Below are 19,317 nucleotides of genomic sequence, written 5' to 3'. Positions count from 1 at the left end.
ATCAACATGTTCACCTAAATCAAATTATCAAATAAACATCCTTCCACCTACGCGAAAAATCGCCCTTTCTTTTTACTAACAAAAATGATAGCACCGAAAATGCACTATGGCAAGAGTTATGCTTCGTACTTAAGGTTATCTGCCATAAGATCAGATAAGAATTCCTTACACTTCTGAGCTGTTGGTGTGGTACAGGTTCCGCAGTTACCTCCGCACAGTCTCTCAGGAGGAGTTACCTTATAATGGCGCTCCATTGCCTGTAAAAGCTCATGGTATGGAATAAGCGGATCAATACCAATTACAGCCATCTCAGCATACATAGGAGCTGTCACAGCTGCCCTCAGGGTCCTTGTGATACAAGGAAATTCAAGGCCGCCGGGAATCGGGTCACACACAAGGCCCATGTTAGCCTGAAGAGCCATGGAAGCAGCTCTTTCTACTGCAACGCCAACTTCAACCAATGGATCCTCATCAGGAGTTACAAGGTAAGCCACTGCGCCGGATGCCATGGCATTACATACGCCGGACTCACCTATACAGCCTCGTTCACCTGAGGCATTGGTGTGGGTATAGGCAAGAGCTCCTAAGGTTGCCGCAATAACAAGGGCTTCCAGCTCCTTCTGCCTTGAATAGCCTCTTTCCTCCCTCACTGCATCAAGGGCTGAATACAGATATCCTCCGCCGGTTCCCATTGGTCCTGGAACGATGATGACGCCCGGAACCTTGGCATTAGTGGCATAGGCATGGGTCAGGATATGTCTCGTAAGCTTATCCGTAATATACTGCTCCTTATCAAGGAAGGCCTTCCACTTCTTGCCGTAGACTGGAAGCATAGGGGTATCCTCAACGTCATAGTTCCTGTCCTCAAGACTGTGGATTTGCTTATCAAAGATATCTCTTATCCTCTCAAAGTATGCCCAGATCTTGTCCTCGCACCAGCCAGAGGAAGCCTTTTCGTACTCGATAGCCGCATCCAGGAAGGATATGCCATGGTCCTTGGCATAGGCTCTCCACTCCTCAACAGTAGAAAAGAGCTGTTTCTTTTTCTTATTGGTGGTAACCACCGGAAGAACTGCCGGTAAAAAGACAGCTCTTTTGCCATCTCCAAAAATGCTGCTGCCAGATGAAATCTTGTCATCTCCTGCAATATCAATATCAAGCTCCGCAAACACAGCCTTCTCTATAGCTACTCCATTTACCTGACTATTCTCAGTTAACGCAGCATCAGAGCCTGCTTTCGCCACTTCCCTAATATCAATGACGTGGTCTTCGTAGGATTTATTGATATTATCTATTATATCGGCAGCCTTTCCTTCTTTAATCCCATAAATAAGCACTCCATAGGTATCCGCCTGCCAGTTGATATAGTAACCATTGACCTCGTAGATTCTGACCATTCCGCCGCCTACAGAAGCTCCGATAAGCTGGCCATATTCATCACCCTCTCCAAAGACCTCTATCTTGACGCCTCGCTCATAGCCGTAGTTCTTATCATCAAGCCTAAACTCATAGGAAAGACCGCTTTCCCTTGCAAGTCTGTGGGCATCGAAGAGCCTTTTATCGTCTGGAAGAAACCCCTGTACACCTCCAAGAAAGCCTCTGTCAGTCATGAAGTTACCAAGGGATTGAAGGCTCCCTTCGTTGTCCTTTTGGAAAGAAAAGACAACTTTTTTAACCTCTCCTCCGATAAGATCTTTTGCTATGTTCCCTATTCTTGTAGGTCCTGCAAAGCCGCCTGATGAACCTGGCTGCATGATAGGACCAAACACGTCGTTAAAAAAATCTGGGTAAAATATTTTTGCCATACCTTTCGTCTCCTGCTTGCTAGTCTTATAAATCCAGTAGTATTGCCGTATTCACTCTAATTCTCAGCTAAGTGCCTGCAAAATATCATCCTTAAGATCTTCCACATCCTCAATGCCAACAGATAGCCTAAAGAGCCCATCTGATACTCCGGTGTGAAGCCTTTGCTCTAAAGGAATCGGACACTGAAGGGATGAATTTGGAAGATTTATAAGGGACTGTACCCCTCCAAGGCTTCCTGCCTGATAGATGGTCTTAAACTTTCCAAAGAACTCCGGGGCCCTGTCTTTGTCTTTTACCACAAAGGAAATCATGGCGCCAAAGCCGGTCTGCTGCCTCTTGGCAAGCTCATGTTCCGGATGCTCAGGGTCTCCTGGATAGATAACAAATTCTACCGCCGGGTGATTTTTTAGGAATTTTAACAGCTCTTTTGCATTGTCCTGCTGCCTTTGAAGCCTTACTGACAGGGTCTCGATTCCCCTTATGGTAAGCCAGGCATCATCAGGGGACAGAGCATTTCCTATGGACATCACATAGAAATACAGCTTTTCTCTAAGCTCCTTGGTGGCAGTTACAATAATCCCAGCCAGTACATCGTTGTGACCAGCAAGGTACTTGGTGGCGCTGTGAATCACTATATCTGCACCAAGATCAATTGGCTTTTGGAATAAGGGCGAAAGAAATGTGTTGTCCACTATAAGAAGCGCCCCTTCTTCTTTGGCTATTTCGGAAATAGCTCTGATATCGCTTATCCTGAGCATAGGATTCGAAGGTGTCTCTACGATGATACCCTTGATGCCACCTTTAGCCTTAGCCTTCACATCCTCAAGATCCCAGGTGTCTGCATATTCAAACACGATACCATACTTAGAATAAACCTCATTAAAGAGTCTGTAGCTTCCCCCATAGAGATCGCTGGATATAAGAACCCTGTCACCCTGTGAAAAGAGCTTCATAACTATATCAAGGGCAGCCAGGCCGCTGGTTACTGCCAGGGCATCTTCGCCGTGCTCTAGAGCTGCCACCTGCTTTTCAAGGGCTCTCCTTGTGGGTGTATCACATCTTGAGTAGTAATATGCATTTGGATCGTAGTCCAAGGTGTTATGTGTATAGGTGGCACTTCTGTAAACTGGAACCGAGATGGATCCGGTGCTGTCAAATACGCCCCCTCCCCTTGCTATCAAAGTATTTTCTCTGTATCTACAGCAATCATCAGCCATATGCTATTCCTCTATAATTCCGTAATAGGATGTTATCTTTCCTTTTTTATCAAATTTAAGTGAATTGTGGTCTGCATGCATTCCATCTGCCATGAAATAAAAGGGCTTAACCCTTTTTCCGTCAATTTCTATAACGGTCTTAAAGGCAGGCTCAATGCTCTCAATCTCTCCGCTTCTGTAAAAGGACGCTCCAATGTTGGTCCTTATCTGCCCATAATGGGTATTTAGAGTAAGAGTGTCACAATTGTAGATTGTGACACTCCTAAGCTCTCCAGTTTCATAGAAGTATAGGTTATGAGCTCTTACTTTAAGAAGCTGCTTTCCTGCAAATATGGTGATCTCTTTGGTGATTCTTGCTTCGTCATTTTCTGACCAGTAGGCACTGACCTGACCATATCTTGGAAAGACTCTCTTAATGGCGCCGCTTTCATAGAAGGTTACAAGCTCAGCCTCTATAGGGCCAAGACTTGTCTCTATGACAGTGGGCTCATTAAGATATACACTTCTTAGATTCCCACTTTTGTATAACCTTAGGCGCTCTCTTTCCTTGCGCCTAAAGTCCATTGGTGGCTCTTTGGTCTTTTCATAACCACGGAAGTCCTCTGCGGTTGTTATGAAGTTTGCTTCAATGTAAGTAGCTCTTTTACCCATCTTCTTGTCTTCTTAAATTCAAATTATTAGTTTGACTGCTGTGCATCATTGATTGCCCATGTATCGTAGCCATAGAACTGAACAGCCAGTTCAGAAAGCTTACCCTCTTCACGAAGTTCTCCAAGGGCCTTGTTGATATCCTCAGCAAGCTCATCCTCACCCTTAGCCACTACAGCATATGTGCTGATAGGAATGTACTCGTTGTAGTAAAGCTGATCAGCGTACTCGTGATAAGCACCATCTTCTGATGTTACAAGTGCATCGTAGTAGATTCCAGGGAATACGATACAGTCGTATCTACCCTCTGCCACGTAGGCAAGACCATTAGTGAAGGCGTTAGGATCATCAGAAATGTCGAAATCAAGCTGGTTGTCTGGATGCTCCTTGTTGTACTTCTGATAAAGATATGTGTTTCCATCTCCTGCAAGGTGAGGCGCTGCCTTATATCCGGCTGTTGCTGCATCCTCAAGGGTATTGATAACGCCCTTATCCTCCACTCTTACTACAAGACCTCCTGGTGAAGCACCAAGTGGATTCTCAGGTAAGATAAAGTTCTGTGCACGTTCCTCTGTGTAGAAGGCATTGCTAAGTACTACCTGATACTTTCCTGTAGAAAGACCTGTATAATTGGCATCCTGTGCACCCTCTGTAAGAACAAAGGTGTACTTGTCAGAAAGCTTCTCCTCCACAAGTCTGATGGCTTCTACGTCGTAGCCTGTAAGAGCATCATTGTCATCATGGTAGAACACTGGGTAGCTGTTCTGACCAACTGCGATATTGATGACTCTCTTTCCATCTGCGTCTGCAGCCTGTGCAGTAGATGCATCAGCACTCTTTGTACTTCCACAACCTGTAAGAAGCCCCGCAACTACAAGTGCTGCCACTGCTCTTTTTAGAATCTCTCTTTTCATTTTTCATTCCTCCTCGTTTGTTTTTTATTTGATATCCGATTAGCTCTTTTGCAAATCGGATTATCCGCTCATATCAGATTACATAGTCGTAATCCGCAAGGAACCTTGATAAGAACTGTCTTGTTCTCTCCTGCTTTGGTCTTGAGAAGATCTCAAGGCTTGTTCCCTGCTCCACGATAACTCCTTCATCCATGTAGATGACCTTTGTAGCCACATCCCTGGCAAAAGAGATCTCGTGGGTAACAATAACCATTGTGATACCGTTTTCTGCAAGCTTTTTGATGGTTTCAAGAACTTCTCCCACAAGTTCAGGGTCAAGAGCTGATGTGGGCTCGTCCATGAAGATCACATCCGGTTCAAAGGCTACCGCCCTTGCTATTCCTATTCTCTGCTGCTGACCACCTGACAGTTCGCTTGGATAGTAATCAAGTCTGTCTGAAAGACCTACCTTATCAAGGGCCTTTCTTGCAAGCTCGTCTGCTTTCTTTTTATCTACGCCATGGCCTTTAATGAGGCCAAGCTTAACGTTATCCAGGGCTGTCTTATTATTGAAAAGGTTGTAGTTCTGGAATACGAAGCCGGTATGTTGTCTAAACTGGTTAGCCACTGACTTATGGGCTCCCTTAAGATCTGTCTTTAATTCCCCAAGCTCTATCCTTCCATCATCTGCTTTTTCAAAGAACTCAAGACACCTAAGGAGTGTTGTCTTTCCTGACCCTGAGGATCCAAGGATTGCCACCACATCTCCCTTTTCCACATCAAAGGAGACTCCTTTAAGGACCTGGTTTTTTCCAAATGATTTATGTACGTTTTCTACTTTTAGCATGTTTAAAGTCCCCTTTTCGATTTAGTTCTTTTACCTGTGAGCTGTACCAAGCTTATAGGTACTTATCCTGCTCTCTATAATGGAGTTGATTATCTCCACAGCCTTTATAAGGAAAATGTAGATGATAAATACACACAGATAGCTTTCAAAGTATCTAAGGACCTCTCCTCCAAGGATCTTGGCCTGGGCTGTTATCTCCACAACTGACATCATGAAGGCCAGGGAGGTTGACTTAATTAAATCAACTAAGACATTTCCAAGTACCGGGAAGGCGTTGGTAAAGGCCTGCGGGAAAACCACATCAAAGAGTACTTTCCTTTCGCTAAGGCCTACAGAAAGACCTGCCTCAAACTGTCCCTTGTCTATACTAAGAAGTCCTGCTCTTATGGCCTCTGATGCAGATACTGTAGCTGCCAGAGAAAGGGCAAAGAACGCATACCAGATAGGATCTATGTTGTAGATATTTACGCCAATTCCAAGTGCATCAAAAAGTCCCTCAAGTAGCTTAGGTGTCACATTGTAGATAACGTAGATCTGAAGGATTATGGGTGTTCCTCTTATGATGGACATGTACACCCTTATTGCCTTGGAAGCCACCTTGACCTTTTTGTAATTCACATATGCAAAGATGGTTCCAAATACCAGCGCGATCACGAAGGAAACCACTGTAAGTAAAAGAGTTATAGGAATCTTATGCACTATGATGGGCAAAGAGTTTTTTATAAAATCAAAGTCTATATACATTGTTCTCTCCTATGCTGCTTTAACTTCCTTTGCTAATTCTGTTTCTTTTACCGTTTCAACATGTACGTACTGCATCTTCTCGCTAATAGTCTTAAAGAGCTTTTCAAGAAGCAGTGATATTGGCCAATAGATCAAAGTCAGTGCCACATACATTGAAAGCGCATGTACATTCATGGTTCTTCCTGACATAAAGTAGGCTCTTCCAAGAACGTCGTGAAGACCTATTGTGTAGGCAAGAGCACCTTCCTTAAACAGGAATATTATGGTGTTACCTATATTTGGAATTGCTGCCTTTACCATCTGAGGCAGGATAATACTTGCAAAGGTCTGAAACTCGTTCATTCCAACTGCCAGGCCTGCTTCCCTTTGTCCCTTGCTCACAACCTGGAAGGCTCCCCTTATCACCTCTGATATGGAGGCTCCTATGAAAATGGAATAGGTCACGATAACAAAAATGATGGTGGGCAAAGTGTTAAGCCACGCTCCAAAGCTTGTATCCCGCAGTAGCGCCGGTACTCCAAAATAAACAAGAAACAAAAGCACAATTGATGGTGTACATCTGACAATAGTTATGTAGAAGGACGCCAGGAAATTGGCGATTTTGCTTTTGCTCATCTTGGCCTTTGCAATAACCGACCCGATCACTGTTCCAAAGATCAGAGAAAAGAAAACGTACTGGGCAGTAACTGACAGGTATGGAAGCGATTCTTTTATGAAGTAAAACACCCATTCAAGTTCTATTTTTTTCATTTGCTTTTCTCCAAATATGCCTGAAGGCGGCCAAGGACCTCTGCTACTTCTCCCTGCTGTTCAAGGACGTTTATGCCATATCTTAGAAGAACTCTTCCCGGCTGTCCTCCAGTCTCTCCCACAATCAGGAACTTGCAACCTGTTAAAAGAGCTGCCACCTCATTTAAGAAGGGCTCGTTCTTTCCAGGACATCCGTTTCCCTCTGTGGTCTTAAAAAGAGAAGCATCAGGGATATCCAGCAGCTCTTTTTCTATGATCTCGTCTGGTTCGATCTCGTAGACCCTTACGTGGTCCATCTTGCCGAATCTGACAAAGGGTTTATCAAAATTATCAAATGCTATTGCTGCCTTAACCGCTTCTGCCATATATGCCTCCTTTAGATTTTGTCGTCTTCTCCGTGGGTTGTGTTGGTGATAACACCCTTGTTGAACAGGCCTGAATAGATATCCTCGATAAGCCTTAGTCCACCGTTATAGCCCACATAGGTTCTGTTAACCACCACTGTGTCTACCACTGGGTTATTCTGGTAAATAAGAATACTGTCGGTCTCTGCCGCAATTCCTTTTTCCCAGCTTGATCCCAGGATCAGAGCTTTGTTGTGTCTTTCCTTTATCTCATCTTTAATCTTATTTTTGATGATTGCTCCATCTGCCTCGAATACAGTCTTTTCAGAAAGACCTTCCTTGATATTTTCAAGGGCTTCGTTAACAATCTTCTGAGAAAGCTTTCCTGGATCTGACGTGTCATAAAACTTAACCACATTTATTCCCAGCTCATTTTCAAGGAAGCTTATACTGCCAAGTCCGTAGATGTCATCTCCTGAAACGTAGGCATCGTATGGAAGGTAAGCGGCAAGATCTGAAAAAAGATCTCCAATTGATACGAAGTACTTCTTGTATCTATCCTCTTCCTTCTTGATGAAGGCATTCACTCTGTCACTATCAAGAGATAGCTCTTTTCCCACTCTTCTAAGGAATGCACTGGTTGCCTTAAGTCCTACTGGAAGTACCGGCTCGTGAAGGTATGGAGTTTCGTATTTCCTCTGGGCCAGCTTAGCTGCTCCAAGACCAACCCATGGAGAAAGAACTATGTTAAGTTCTGCATTAGGAATCTTCTTCCACTCAGAAGCTCCTCTTGAGCCATATCCAAAGAGGATATTGACCTTAAGGCCGATGCCTTCAAGGATTCTCTTTATTTCCTCCAGATCACCTCTCCAGTTAACGTTCTGGTAAGGTATTACTGAAAAGACATTTACAAGCCCCTTTTCTACTTCAGGCTCATCATCTACATCTCCAACGAACTGTTCGATGATGCCCTCCACCACAAGGTTGTGACCCTTGTAGTTGTTGCCCCTGAATCCTGCTGTATCAACACCGATAACCTTTTTATCCTTAGTTGAATGATCTGATGCAACCTGGGCCACGTCATCACCGACGATTCCAGCTGTACATCCAGCAAGTACCACGTAAAGGTCACCATCCATAATGTCCAGTGTGGAATCTATCAGGGTTGCAAGTTTCTTTTCACCTCCAAATACAACCTCGCTCTGGGATGAATTGGTGCTGGGGATCTGACCTCCGCCGCAGTAGCCCTCACCCTGATAAGCGGCTCCGCCTCCCAGGAACTGGAACTGTCTTGCGCTGCAGCCTGGGCCTGCATGTATGATCGGAACTACTCTTGGAATGCCAAGTATGCTCTGCTGAGCTCCAAGAGCACATGAAAATCTGGCTGACTGTATTATCTGACTCATATCTCTACCACCTTAGTTAAATGTATAGTCTTTCATCTTCTAACCACTTCTGGGTATAAGGGAACTGGTTGTACTCCTTAAGAGTTGAAAGAAGTCCCTTTGCCTTTACAATGTCTCTTATTCTTCTGCCCATGATAAGGATTCCATCGTAGCCTGCTGAGATGTTGATCTCACCTTCAAGAAGACTTGGGATTCCAAGCTTACCTGCAAGGATTGTCATATTCATATGACGGGCGATGATCACGTCTGGGTTGGTGTCCTTAAGGACCTTGATGATCTCGTAAGGCTGCTTGTTGCAGACTGTGAATTTATCTATATCGCCGGCTACATTGATCATCTCCTGAAGTGTTGAATGATCTATGGTTTCGCCGTCTGTCCTCATATCATGATGAAGTGTTGTGATACCTACTATCTCAACTCCAAGGTCTGCCATAATGCTGCCCATGTTGTGAGCGTAGGAATCTCCTGCGTAGATATAAACCTTTATGCCCTTAAGCTCTTCTCTTAACTTCTCAAGCTCTGGCTGTATTCTTTCGTGTTCTGATTTGATCACGTTCTCTACGATGTCTGATTTACCAGTGATCTTAGCCAGTTCTCTGTACCAGGCATCAGTCCACTTGATTCCGTATGGTGCAGGTGCGTGAACCTTAGGTACACCGTATTCCTTTTCAAGGACATCTGTGATATAGGTTCCAAGGGTTTCACATATATGTGTTGAGCAGGCTGCTTCGGTCATCCTTGAGATAGTATCAACATCTGCAAGAGGTACCAGATAGTTTGGTCTAAGACCGATTTTTTTAAGGATTGGTGTGAACGTATCTGTTCCAAGGAAGTTGAAAATGTTTACAAGGTCCTCTTGCTTCTTCTCTGGCTTTTTAACTATTCTCTTAAGAATGCCATGGTAGCCTGCATCAAAACCTGATGACCAGATCTTGGACTTAAAGCCCTCGCAGTATACAGGAACAATGGGGATTCCAAGTTCTTCCTGCTTTTCATCTGCTACTGACTCGATGTCATCACCTACGATTCCTGCTGCACAGGAGGACTGGATGAAGATAGCTGTTGGATGGAAGCGGTTCTGTGCTTCGTCGATGGCTTCTCGTAGCTTTTTAAGTCCGCCGTAAATTGTCTCTTTTTCTGATATATTGCTGCAAATAAGCTGTGTATTGAAGGGCTTAACCTTTCTAGACTTAGCTGAGTTGTTGATTGCTTCCTGTGTTGAAGGAGTTGTAGCAAAGCATCCCATTGGGGCATGTACCACAACTGCGGCTCCTCTTACGTGATAGCAGATGGTCGCTGCGCACATCTGAGCACAATCTCCGCACTGGGTAAAGGTTCTTGCCTTATCAGGGGCTTTTAATTGTCTTGAAAACTCCTGAAGCTCACTGGCCTTTCCGCTAAATGACAGTATGGATTTAAGTCTCCTGTCTCTTACTTCTACTTCTGTGTTAAGCTGCGTCATAATTATCTCCGCCTTTCTTAAATCTGATAGTCATCTGCCATGAGGCCAAACTCTGAAAGGATTTCCTCAAGTCTCTCCTGCTTCATAGGAGTTGGAATTACAAAGTTCTCATTATTGATAATGGCTTCTGCCAGGTTTCTGTACTCCTGTGCCTGATTGGAATCTGGCTTGTACTGGATAACTGTCTGCTTGTTGATCTCAGCTCTCTGAACCACGTTGTCACGAGGAACAAAGTAGATAAGCTGTGTTCCCAGCTCTTTTGCAAAGGCTCTAAGAAGATCAAGCTCTCTGTCTACATTTCTTGAGTTACAGATGATTCCTCCAAGTCTTACTCCTCCGCTCTTAGCATATTTCTGAATACCCTTTGAGATGTTGTTAGCTGCATAAAGAGCCATCATCTCACCGGAAGCTACGATATAAATTTCCTGAGCCTTGCCCTCACGGATAGGCATTGCAAAGCCTCCGCAAACAACGTCTCCAAGTACGTCATAGAATACAAAGTCAAGGTCATCAGTGTAAGCTCCAAGGTTCTCAAGAAGTCCGATTGATGTGATGATTCCTCGTCCTGCACATCCAACGCCAGGCTCTGGTCCGCCGGACTCAACACATCTTGTTCCGCCGTAGCCTTCCTTAAGGATGTAATCAAGCTCTACGTCTTCACCCTCTTCTCTGATAGTGTCAAGAACTGTCTTCTGTGCCAGTCCTCCAAGAAGAAGTCTTGTGGAATCTGCCTTTGGATCACAGCCTACAACCATTACTTTTTTGCCGTGCTCTACAAGACCTGCTGTAAGATTCTGTGTTGTTGTTGATTTGCCAATTCCGCCTTTGCCATAGATGGCGATCTGTCTAAGTTCTCCCATTTTTCCATTCTCCTCTTTTTTTATTTTTCTCCTGTATTTTGGTTTGGAGTTGTTCATATCAGAATTTAGATATGAAAAAAGAGGCTTACACACTTTCGCCCTGTGGGGTGAAAGTGTATAAACCTCTGGTTGTCCAGTCGGCAATGATTATTTAACTTATGTGAATTCTAGCATAACCTTCACTTTAGTAAAATAAAGTATTGCTTATTGCTGGGTATAAGTATTTCTTTACCCTTCAATTTATCTAGATAGCTCTTTGTCTGCGATGGCAAAGACTCTGTTAAACTCGCAGATAAGATCTGCAATGCCCTCAAGTCCCACTGATAAGCGAAGGAGCCTTCCTGTAATACCGTTTCTTTCAAGCTGCTCTTTAGGCACATCTGCGTGGGTCTGGGTTATAGGATATGTAATAAGAGTCTCTGTTCCTCCAAGGCTTTCTGCAAAGTAGATAAGTTGTACATTGTTAAGGATGCTCTTTGCAAATTCCTCTGAATCCACTTCAAATGTAAGCATTGCTCCAAAGCCCCTGGCCTGCTTTTTCATGATCTCATACCCTGGATGATCAGGAAGCCCCGGGTAAATAACCTTTGTGACATGCTTTTGTCTCTTAAGGTAGTTGGCCAGTTTAAGGGCATTTTCCTGAGCTCTGTCAAGCCTTACTGCCAGGGTTCTGATACCTCTAAGTATTAACCAGCTGTCAAAGGGTGAAAGACCTGCTCCTGTTGTCTTATAGATAAAGCGGAGCCTTTCATCAAGCACTTCGTCCTTAACCACCACAAAACCTCCTATGGTATCGTGGTGACCTCCCAGGAACTTGGTTCCTGAATGGATTACTACGTCTGCCCCAAGGTCCAGTGGATTCTGGAAATAAGGTGAAAGGAAGGTGTTATCTACTATAAGAAGAATTTCCTTTTCCTTAGTTACCTGTGAAAGCTTTTCTATGTCTGTGACATTCATCATAGGGTTTGTTGGTGTTTCCAGGTAAACTGCCTTAGTATTAGGCTTAATATATGGTGTTATATCCTCAGTACTAAGGCTTATTGCTGTATATTCGAGACCATTCTTTTTACTGATCTCGTTAAATAATCTAATGCTACCCCCGTAGAGATCCTCATCCACAATGAAGTGGTCTCCTGGTGAAAAGAGCTCCATCACTGTTGCTATTGCTGCCATTCCGCTTGAAAAAGCCAGCGCATCCTTACCATTTTCAAGGTATGCAACTATCGATTCAAGCTGCTGCCTCGTTGGATTCTGCATTCGTGTATAGTCATAACCCGTGCTTCCCCCAAAGCCATCGTGGGCAAAGGTGGCCGTCTGATAAATCGGAAAGCTGATGGCTCCCCACTTATCCATAAGACTTCTATCCAGCTGCTGACACTTGGTGTCTATGCTGCAGTTTACTTCTGTACACTTGTTACAACCGCTACAATCCATAATTATTCATCTCCTCCAAGAGTTTAAGGTATTTATCTAATCTCTCAAGCACATCTCCAACTTCCCCGGTAAATTCAAAGGGATTTAGGTTGTGTTCTAGAAGCTCGTTGCAGGCCCCAGGGCCAATCTTGGCTGCCACCACTATGTTGCAATCAAGAAGTGCCTCAACTCCTCTTTTGAGAGCACTCTGATCATGGTGGCCGCCGCCACAGATGGGCGTTACAAAACGTTGTTCGATTTCTTCATAATTTCCCTCATCATCCACATCAACAATAAGAAAGCTTTCAGCCCTTCCAAAATGCTGATCCACGTGCCTGTTGTCGGTGGATGCCATTGCGACTCTGTACATCCGGTTCTCCTCATTTAATAACAATGATCCATGTCGCAGATTGAATAATCCACACATTAGCCATGAGAAAAGGTATTTCTCACATTGAGCCTGTTCTGATACACCAGCTTGCTGTACTCAGATATTCCTGGAACTCCCACCGCATCCGCTCTGCAGTGTGCACAGTGTCTAAATACCTTGATATACTTCTCCGCCTCTTCCCTGGCATCCTCAATCTGCTCACAGGTGGGCTTTGGTATATCTTTTAACTTATGCTGTGGTATCAAAGGAATGATGTTGTAGATGATAGCTCCCAGCTCGCTTACAGTCTTAGCTATGGTTCCGATGTGGTGATCGTTGATACCAGGTACCAGAACTGTGTTGATCTTAAGGGTGATTCCTGTATCAGCAGCCTTCTTAATTCCCTTAAGCTGATTCTCAATAAGGATCTTAGCTCCCTCTACGCCCTCAATCTTCTTACCGTGGTAGATGATGTAGTCGTTAAGCCTAGCCTCAATCTCTGGATCCACCGCATTAACCGTGACTGTCAGGGTATCGATTCCAACCTCTATAAGTTCATCTACTCTCTCATTAAGAAGAAGTCCATTGGTGCTCATGCACTTAAGAAGGTCTGGATGGGTCTTTCCTATCTTATGAAAGGTGTCTATAGCATAGTCCGTTGCCAGCGTATCTCCAGGTCCTGCAATTCCCGCTACCTTTATGGATGGCACCAGCTCCACCGCTCTTGAGATAAAAGAACTAGCCTCATCAGGTGAGATTACTTTACTGGTAACACCAGGTCTTTGCTCCACGTCATTAACTGATCTGTCGCAGAACCTGCAGGCTATGTTACAACCAGGGCTTACCGGTAAATGTATTCTTCCGGCATTGAATTTGCATCCTCCAAAGCAGGGGTGATTCTTTTCAAGTTCTTCAAATGATCTAGCCATGTCTTTTCCCCCTTAAAACCTTAATTTAGAGTTTGTCTCAACCTGTGTGATTCTGCCATCATGAACTATGATGTTTACACTGCCATATTTAAGACCCTCAACCTGTTCTTTGATCTTTTCCCATATACGTAGTAATTCATCTCTATCTTCCTGTGTGTTTGCCATTTCTCCTACCCTCCTGCCTGCTTGTTTTTATTGATATTACTAGGGCTGGAGGCTACGCGCAATTAAGGAAAACTTATAGTCATCGATACGAATTATTTATGCTCTTATTTATGTAAAGCGCTATAGAGCTGGTCCAGGGCCTGCTTTATTATGCTCCTTGGAGCTGCAATGTTGATTCTTTCAAAGAGTGCAGACTCTCTGCCAAAGATAATGCCTGGGTCAAGCCAGAGCTTTGCCTGGTTTACAATAATATCCTCAAGCTCCTTGTGATTATCTGTGACAGCACTAAAATCAAGCCATATTAGATATGTTCCTTCAGGTTCTATGAGCTTTATTTCAGGAAGCTTTTCCTTTAGATAGTCTCTGACAAAGTTAAGGTTCCCCTCCAGGTACTCTTTTAACTCATCAAGCCATTCTCCTCCCTTAGTGTAGACGCTCCTTGCAGCCACAAGGCCAAGAGCATTAGGCTGACTGTAGCCTGAGGCATCATTCTGGAATCTGAATTTATCCCTGGTGTCCTTATTAGGAATAATGATATTGGCAAGCTGAAGGCCAGCCAGATTAAAGATCTTACTTGGAGCTGTGCCAAGGATCAGCTTCTCCTTGTACTTACCCCCAAGGGTGATGAAGGAGGTATGCTTAAAGCCCCTGTACACAAAGTCAGAGTGAATCTCATCTGCAAAGACATAGACGTTATGCTTAAGACAAATGTCCGCAATTTTCGTTAGCTCTTTTTCTGTCCAGACTCTTCCTACGGGATTATGGGGACTACAGAGCAAAAAGAGCTTAACCTGGTTATCCACGATCTTCTTCTCGAAATCATCGAAGTCAATCTCGTAGTGGCCGTCCCTGTAGACCAGGTCGTTGCTGACAACCTTCCTCTTGTTAAGACGGATGGTCTCTGCAAATGGGTAATATACAGGGTTCTGGATCAGAACGCTGTCCCCCTCTTCTGAAAAGGCCTTTACCGCAACGGCAATTGAATAGACAACGCCTGGCTCAACTGTGATCCAGTCGCTTTCAGGCTCAAAGCCATGTCTTTCCCTAAACCAGGTCTTAACTGCGTCAAAGTACTTCTCATCAGGATCTGTATAGCCAAAGATTCCGTGATCCACCCTTTCCTTAATATCATCAAGAACCGCGTCAGGGAGCCTAAAGTCCATGTCTGCAACCCAAAGTGGCAGAAGGTCGTCACGGCCCTTTCTCTTAAGTCCAAAGTCGTATTTAAGACATGAGGTATTTCTTCGCTCTACTATTTCATCAAAATTGTACTTTCCCATGGTGTCTCCTTATTCTTGAGTATTAGGCGTAATAACTGTTTATATGTGTGGCAGGGATGCAACACCTATCCTTTGAATATGAATATTGCTCCGCAGCAAATGAGCTACAGAGCAACAAAAATGTTTTGGCAAAATTTGTTTTGGAAACCATGTATATGACACGATCTCTTTTTGGCATTTTATTTATGGATATTGAGTAATAAGCTATGCGCAGCTGGTGGCAAGTCCAGAGCGCTTTGTCTCTATAAATTAGTTAGCAAAGAGTGGAGTTGAAAGGTATCTGTCTCCTGAATCTGGAAGAAGAACTACAATGTTCTTACCCTTGTTCTCTTCGCGCTCTGCAAGGATAGTAGCTGCCTTAAGGGCTGCACCTGATGAGATACCAACAAGGATACCCTCAGAGATAGCGAATCTCTTACCCTCTGCAAATGCATCGTCGTTATCGATTGCGATTACTTCATCATAAACCTTTGTATTAAGAGTATCTGGAACGAATCCAGCACCAATACCCTGAATCTTGTGCGGTCCTGCTTCACCCTTTGAAAGAACTGGGCTTGTAGCTGGCTCAACAGCAACAACCTTAACATTAGGATTCTGCTCTTTTAAGTACTCACCAACACCTGTGATTGTTCCGCCTGTACCAACACCTGCTACGAAGATGTCTACCTTACCATCTGTCTGCTCCCAGATCTCTGGACCTGTTGTAGCCTTGTGAACTGCTGGGTTAGCTGGGTTAACGAACTGTCCAAGAATGATTGCTCCATCGATTTCCTTCTCAAGCTCTTCAGCCTTAGCGATGGCTCCCCTCATTCCCTTAGCGCCTTCTGTAAGTACGATCTCTGCGCCATATGCCTTAAGAAGATTTCTTCTCTCAACACTCATTGTATCTGGAAGTGTAAGGATTGCTCTGTATCCCTTAGCTGCTGCAACTGCTGCAAGTCCGATACCTGTGTTACCTGATGTAGGCTCGATGATTGTTGCTCCTGGCTTAAGCTTTCCGCTCTTCTCTGCATCCTCGATCATGCTAAGAGCAACTCTATCCTTAACCGATCCCGCTGGATTAAGGTATTCAAGCTTTGCAAGAAGTGTTGCTCCAGTTACACCAGCTTTCTTGCTATAACCGTTTAATTTAAGAAGTGGTGTTCCTCCAATAAGTTCAAGTGCGCTTTCTTTGATGTTTGCCATGTTCATATCCTCCCATAAAATATATTCAATATTTTTTAACTGATTATTATCTGCAGCTCTTTGTATTTTGTGTGCTGCTTTATTTGATAATCTGATTCTAGCACCACGCTTTTGTCTTGGGAATTAAACAAACTTTATCGGCTGATATAAAGAGAGCTTATATGTATCTAAACACTAAAGCAATAGTACAATCATTGATGTGTAAACACCACATATGCATTTCCCCTCAATTCTTTACACAAAAAACCTCTCGCTTTCGCAAGAGGTTTTACTATCACCATTATCATACTAAATAAAGAGGCAGGCGTCTCCGAAGGAGAAGAACCTGTAGCGCTCTTTGATTGCTTCGTCGTAGGCGGAAAGCACGTGCTCTCTGCCTGCAAAAGCAGATACCAGCATAACAAGTGTTGACTCTGGAAGGTGAAAGTTAGTGATAAGTCCGTCCATGAGCTTGAACTTGTAGCCTGGATAGATGAAGATGGAGGTGTCTCCGCTACATGTAGCAAGGGTTCCATCATCTGATGCTGCACTTTCGATGGTACGGCAGCTTGTGGTTCCAACGCAGATTACTCTGTGACCTGAAGCCTTAGCCTTGTTGATCTTATCAGCAGCTTCCTGGGTTACCTGATACCACTCAGTGTGCATGTGATGCTCTTTAACGTTAGTAACCTTAACTGGTCTGAAGGTTCCAAGTCCAACGTGAAGAGTTACAAATGCAGTATCTATGCCCTTTTCTCTGATCTTATCAAGAAGCTCATCTGTAAAGTGAAGACCAGCTGTTGGAGCAGCCGCAGAACCTTCATACTTGGCATAAACGGTCTGATACATGTTCTTATCCTGGAGCTTGTGGGTAATGTATGGAGGAAGTGGCATCTCACCAAGTCTGTCCAATACTTCTTCCCATATTCCATCGTAAAAGAACTTAACCAGACGATTTCCGTCATCTAAGACCTCCACGATCTCAGCCTTTAATATGCCGTCTCCAAAGGATACTCTGGCTCCGACTCTTAGCTTTTTACCTGGCTTAACAAGGGTCTCCCAAACATCTGCTTCTTTTCTTTTTAAAAGAAGTATCTCTACAGCGGCCCCTGTCTCCTCCTTGACTCCAAGGAGTCTTGCAGGAATAACCTTGGTATTATTCAGAACCAGGCAATCACCTGGCTCTAAATAATTAATTACTTCGCTAAATATATGGTGCTCAACCTTGCCTGTCTCCTTGTCCATGACAAGCATTCTGCACTCGTCCCTTTTCTGCATAGGGTCCTGTGCAATAAGCTCCTGAGGCAGATCAAAATAATAATCTGCAGTTGATAATCCAATTTCACTCATTTTTATTACTCGTTTCTAAGATCAATTTCCTGAAGGAATGTTACATAACCACGTTTTGCTTCGAAAAGGTCAGCCTTTGAAATAGCTTCCCATGGAGCATGCATGTTAAGAACTGCAACACCTGCATCGATAACGTTCATTCCGTAAAGTGCAAGGATGTAAGCGATTGTTCCGCCGCCGCCAACGTCTACCTTACCAAGCTCAGCTGTCTGATAGATGATGCCATCCTTATCAAAAGCTCTTCTGATTTCTGCAAGGAACTCAGCGTTAGCATCGTTAGAACCTGACTTACCTCTTGAACCTGTGAACTTACTAAATACAAGTCCCTGTCCAAGGAAGGAAGCGTTCTTCTTCTCAAAGCATGAAGCATATGTAGGATCAAAGCCTGCGTTAACGTCAGAAGAAAGCATGCAGGAATTTGCAAGACATCTTCTAAGTGAAAGGTCGTTGTAGCCTTCCTTAGTAAGGTTCATAAGCTCTGCTACTGCGTTCTCAAAGAACTTAGATCTCATACCTGTAGCACCAACGCTACCGATCTCTTCCTTATCAACAAGGATACAGCAAGCTGTTCTCTTTATGTTCTTAGCTTCTAAGATAGCGCGCATTGAAGGATATGCACATACTCTATCATCATGGCCATAGCCAAGAATCATAGATCTGTCAAAGCCAGCGTCTCTACTCTTACCAGCAGGAACGATCTCAAGCTCAGCTGAGATGAAATCCTCCTCTTCAATACCGTAAAGGTCATGCATGATAGCAAGTACGCCTCTGCGAACTGCTCCAGAAACCTTTCCGCTCTCTGCCTTCTCAGCCTTCTCAGCTTCAAGGGCATACTTCTCACCAGCTGAAAGCTTAGAGTTTGTCTTCTCAGCCTTCTCTTTTTCCTTACTCTCAACTACGAAAGGTCTGTTACCAATGATAAGGTCAAGGGCTTCACCTTCGATTACGTTAGAAGCCTTCTTGCCCATCTGATCCTGTGCAAGGTGGATAAGAAGATCTGATACGAAGAATACTGGATCATCCTCATCCTCACCTACGTTAAGCTGAACTGTTGTGCCGTCCTTCTTAACAAGTACGCCGTGAATAGCAAGAGGCATAGCAACGTACTGATACTTCTTGATTCCGCCGTAGTAGTGTGTATCAAGATAAGCAAAACCGCCATCCTCGTAAAGTGGATTCTGCTTAACATCAAGTCTTGGAGAATCGATGTGTGCTCCAAGAATGTTCATACCTGCCTCAAGTGGCTCAGAACCAAGCTGGAACATAACGATTGACTTGTTCATCCATACTGAATAAACCTTGTCACCCTTCTTAAGCTTAGTCTTACCACCGATTAAAGTGTTGAGCTCTTTGTAGCCTGCAGCCTCGATCTCGTTAACGATTGTATCGATTGCCTCTCTCTCTGTCTTAGACTCGTCAAGGAACTTCTTGTAATCTTCTGCGAACTTCTCACAAGCCTTAAGCTGAGTCGCATTATATGTTGTCCATACGTTCTTCTTGTTCATATATACTCCTTTCATATAAATCAGTTGTACCTGATTAAATAAAATCAATAATCATACATTACAGTTTTAACATATTCATATTAATAATGCTAGCAATTATATTATTCATTTCACAGAACAGGAAAACATAAGGCACATATGCAAATCCGATGCGATTTTGGGGC

At 43.9% G+C, this 19,317-nt stretch carries 19 protein-coding genes; all 19 read right to left on the bottom strand.

All coding sequences use genetic code 11. The features are described from left to right. Positions 1-116: 116 nt before the first annotated feature. Entirely contained in the window at positions 117-1,805 is a 1,689-nt protein-coding gene (locus T541_RS0105710) for an L-serine ammonia-lyase, iron-sulfur-dependent, subunit alpha (RefSeq protein ID WP_026651785.1), read from the bottom strand. A 63-nt stretch (positions 1,806-1,868) separates the two neighbouring features. Then, entirely contained in the window at positions 1,869-3,023 is a 1,155-nt protein-coding gene (locus T541_RS0105705) for a trans-sulfuration enzyme family protein (RefSeq protein WP_026651784.1), read from the bottom strand. A 3-nt stretch (positions 3,024-3,026) separates the two neighbouring features. Further along, positions 3,027-3,674 (bottom strand): hypothetical protein, encoded by a 648-nt coding sequence (locus T541_RS0105700; protein ID WP_026651783.1) that lies wholly within the window; start codon positions 3,672-3,674, stop codon positions 3,027-3,029. 26 nt (positions 3,675-3,700) lie between these two features. Then, positions 3,701-4,585 (bottom strand): transporter substrate-binding domain-containing protein, encoded by an 885-nt coding sequence (locus T541_RS0105695; protein WP_026651782.1) that lies wholly within the window; start codon positions 4,583-4,585, stop codon positions 3,701-3,703. A 73-nt stretch (positions 4,586-4,658) separates the two neighbouring features. Further along, positions 4,659-5,411: an amino acid ABC transporter ATP-binding protein gene (locus T541_RS0105690; RefSeq protein WP_026651781.1), complete on the bottom strand. Its 753-nt coding sequence runs from the start codon at positions 5,409-5,411 to the stop codon at positions 4,659-4,661. A gap of 30 nt (positions 5,412-5,441) precedes the next feature. Further along, complete coding sequence (locus tag T541_RS0105685) at positions 5,442-6,155, bottom strand: amino acid ABC transporter permease (RefSeq protein WP_026651780.1); 714 nt, start codon at positions 6,153-6,155, stop codon at positions 5,442-5,444. 9 nt (positions 6,156-6,164) lie between these two features. Further along, positions 6,165-6,905, bottom strand: a complete 741-nt coding sequence (locus T541_RS18930; RefSeq protein WP_034466176.1) for an amino acid ABC transporter permease — start codon at positions 6,903-6,905, stop codon at positions 6,165-6,167. Further along, the gene (locus T541_RS0105675; protein WP_026651779.1) at positions 6,902-7,270 is read right to left on the bottom strand and encodes a NifB/NifX family molybdenum-iron cluster-binding protein; all 369 of its coding nucleotides are present in this window, start codon (positions 7,268-7,270) and stop codon (positions 6,902-6,904) included. The genes T541_RS18930 and T541_RS0105675 overlap by 4 nt, the downstream gene beginning before the upstream one ends. An 11-nt stretch (positions 7,271-7,281) precedes the next feature. Next, entirely contained in the window at positions 7,282-8,655 is a 1,374-nt protein-coding gene (locus T541_RS18925) for a nitrogenase component 1 (protein ID WP_051538111.1), read from the bottom strand. 16 nt (positions 8,656-8,671) lie between these two features. Continuing rightward, on the bottom strand, positions 8,672-10,117 hold the full coding sequence (locus T541_RS0105665) for a nitrogenase component 1 (protein WP_026651777.1): 1,446 nt from the start codon (positions 10,115-10,117) through the stop codon (positions 8,672-8,674). 17 nt (positions 10,118-10,134) lie between these two features. Next, entirely contained in the window at positions 10,135-11,034 is a 900-nt protein-coding gene (gene nifH / locus T541_RS0105660) for a nitrogenase iron protein (RefSeq protein WP_155839468.1), read from the bottom strand. Between the two features lie 183 nt (positions 11,035-11,217). Next, entirely contained in the window at positions 11,218-12,411 is a 1,194-nt protein-coding gene (locus T541_RS0105655) for a PLP-dependent aspartate aminotransferase family protein (RefSeq protein ID WP_081779868.1), read from the bottom strand. Next, positions 12,401-12,760, bottom strand: a complete 360-nt coding sequence (locus tag T541_RS18920; RefSeq protein WP_051538110.1) for a NifB/NifX family molybdenum-iron cluster-binding protein — start codon at positions 12,758-12,760, stop codon at positions 12,401-12,403. Before T541_RS18920 ends, T541_RS0105655 begins: the two co-directional genes overlap by 11 nt. Before the next feature lie 56 nt (positions 12,761-12,816). Beyond that, positions 12,817-13,689 (bottom strand): radical SAM protein, encoded by an 873-nt coding sequence (locus T541_RS0105645; protein ID WP_026651774.1) that lies wholly within the window; start codon positions 13,687-13,689, stop codon positions 12,817-12,819. Positions 13,690-13,701: 12 nt separating this feature from the next. Beyond that, on the bottom strand, positions 13,702-13,854 hold the full coding sequence (locus tag T541_RS21080; RefSeq protein WP_081779866.1) for a YezD family protein: 153 nt from the start codon (positions 13,852-13,854) through the stop codon (positions 13,702-13,704). A gap of 104 nt (positions 13,855-13,958) precedes the next feature. Next, on the bottom strand, positions 13,959-15,134 hold the full coding sequence (locus tag T541_RS0105635) for a MalY/PatB family protein (protein ID WP_026651773.1): 1,176 nt from the start codon (positions 15,132-15,134) through the stop codon (positions 13,959-13,961). A gap of 249 nt (positions 15,135-15,383) precedes the next feature. Next, positions 15,384-16,319 carry a cysteine synthase A gene (gene cysK, locus T541_RS0105630; protein WP_026651772.1) on the bottom strand — a complete coding sequence of 312 codons (936 nt, stop codon included), beginning with the start codon at positions 16,317-16,319 and terminating at the stop codon, positions 15,384-15,386. A gap of 288 nt (positions 16,320-16,607) precedes the next feature. After that, on the bottom strand, positions 16,608-17,648 hold the full coding sequence (queA, locus tag T541_RS0105625) for a tRNA preQ1(34) S-adenosylmethionine ribosyltransferase-isomerase QueA (protein ID WP_026651771.1): 1,041 nt from the start codon (positions 17,646-17,648) through the stop codon (positions 16,608-16,610). A gap of 5 nt (positions 17,649-17,653) precedes the next feature. Continuing rightward, complete coding sequence (locus T541_RS0105620) at positions 17,654-19,153, bottom strand: aminopeptidase (protein ID WP_026651770.1); 1,500 nt, start codon at positions 19,151-19,153, stop codon at positions 17,654-17,656. Between the last annotated feature and the right edge of the window lie 164 nt (positions 19,154-19,317).

The sequence above is a fragment of the Butyrivibrio proteoclasticus P6B7 genome (assembly GCF_000622085.1).
GTDB lineage: Bacteria > Bacillota > Clostridia > Lachnospirales > Lachnospiraceae > Butyrivibrio > Butyrivibrio proteoclasticus_A.
The sequence above is the reverse complement of the archived record's forward strand: the minus strand, read 5'-3'. Positions and strand labels throughout refer to the sequence as shown.

What these genes read in the sequence shown, in the direction of transcription:
- T541_RS0105710 (WP_026651785.1), bottom strand. Translation starts at nt 1,805, where the DNA reads ATGGCAAAAATATTTTACCCAGATTTTTTTAACGACGTGTTTGGTCCT.
- T541_RS0105705 (WP_026651784.1), bottom strand. Translation starts at nt 3,023, where the DNA reads ATGGCTGATGATTGCTGTAGATACAGAGAAAATACTTTGATAGCAAGG.
- T541_RS0105700 (WP_026651783.1), bottom strand. Translation starts at nt 3,674, where the DNA reads ATGGGTAAAAGAGCTACTTACATTGAAGCAAACTTCATAACAACCGCA.
- T541_RS0105695 (WP_026651782.1), bottom strand. Translation starts at nt 4,585, where the DNA reads ATGAAAAGAGAGATTCTAAAAAGAGCAGTGGCAGCACTTGTAGTTGCG.
- T541_RS0105690 (WP_026651781.1), bottom strand. Translation starts at nt 5,411, where the DNA reads ATGCTAAAAGTAGAAAACGTACATAAATCATTTGGAAAAAACCAGGTC.
- T541_RS0105685 (WP_026651780.1), bottom strand. Translation starts at nt 6,155, where the DNA reads ATGTATATAGACTTTGATTTTATAAAAAACTCTTTGCCCATCATAGTG.
- T541_RS18930 (WP_034466176.1), bottom strand. Translation starts at nt 6,905, where the DNA reads ATGAAAAAAATAGAACTTGAATGGGTGTTTTACTTCATAAAAGAATCG.
- T541_RS0105675 (WP_026651779.1), bottom strand. Translation starts at nt 7,270, where the DNA reads ATGGCAGAAGCGGTTAAGGCAGCAATAGCATTTGATAATTTTGATAAA.
- T541_RS18925 (WP_051538111.1), bottom strand. Translation starts at nt 8,655, where the DNA reads ATGAGTCAGATAATACAGTCAGCCAGATTTTCATGTGCTCTTGGAGCT.
- T541_RS0105665 (WP_026651777.1), bottom strand. Translation starts at nt 10,117, where the DNA reads ATGACGCAGCTTAACACAGAAGTAGAAGTAAGAGACAGGAGACTTAAA.
- nifH (WP_155839468.1), bottom strand. Translation starts at nt 11,034, where the DNA reads ATGAACAACTCCAAACCAAAATACAGGAGAAAAATAAAAAAAGAGGAG.
- T541_RS0105655 (WP_081779868.1), bottom strand. Translation starts at nt 12,411, where the DNA reads ATGGATTGTAGCGGTTGTAACAAGTGTACAGAAGTAAACTGCAGCATA.
- T541_RS18920 (WP_051538110.1), bottom strand. Translation starts at nt 12,760, where the DNA reads ATGTACAGAGTCGCAATGGCATCCACCGACAACAGGCACGTGGATCAG.
- T541_RS0105645 (WP_026651774.1), bottom strand. Translation starts at nt 13,689, where the DNA reads ATGGCTAGATCATTTGAAGAACTTGAAAAGAATCACCCCTGCTTTGGA.
- T541_RS21080 (WP_081779866.1), bottom strand. Translation starts at nt 13,854, where the DNA reads ATGGCAAACACACAGGAAGATAGAGATGAATTACTACGTATATGGGAA.
- T541_RS0105635 (WP_026651773.1), bottom strand. Translation starts at nt 15,134, where the DNA reads ATGGGAAAGTACAATTTTGATGAAATAGTAGAGCGAAGAAATACCTCA.
- cysK (WP_026651772.1), bottom strand. Translation starts at nt 16,319, where the DNA reads ATGGCAAACATCAAAGAAAGCGCACTTGAACTTATTGGAGGAACACCA.
- queA (WP_026651771.1), bottom strand. Translation starts at nt 17,648, where the DNA reads ATGAGTGAAATTGGATTATCAACTGCAGATTATTATTTTGATCTGCCT.
- T541_RS0105620 (WP_026651770.1), bottom strand. Translation starts at nt 19,153, where the DNA reads ATGAACAAGAAGAACGTATGGACAACATATAATGCGACTCAGCTTAAG.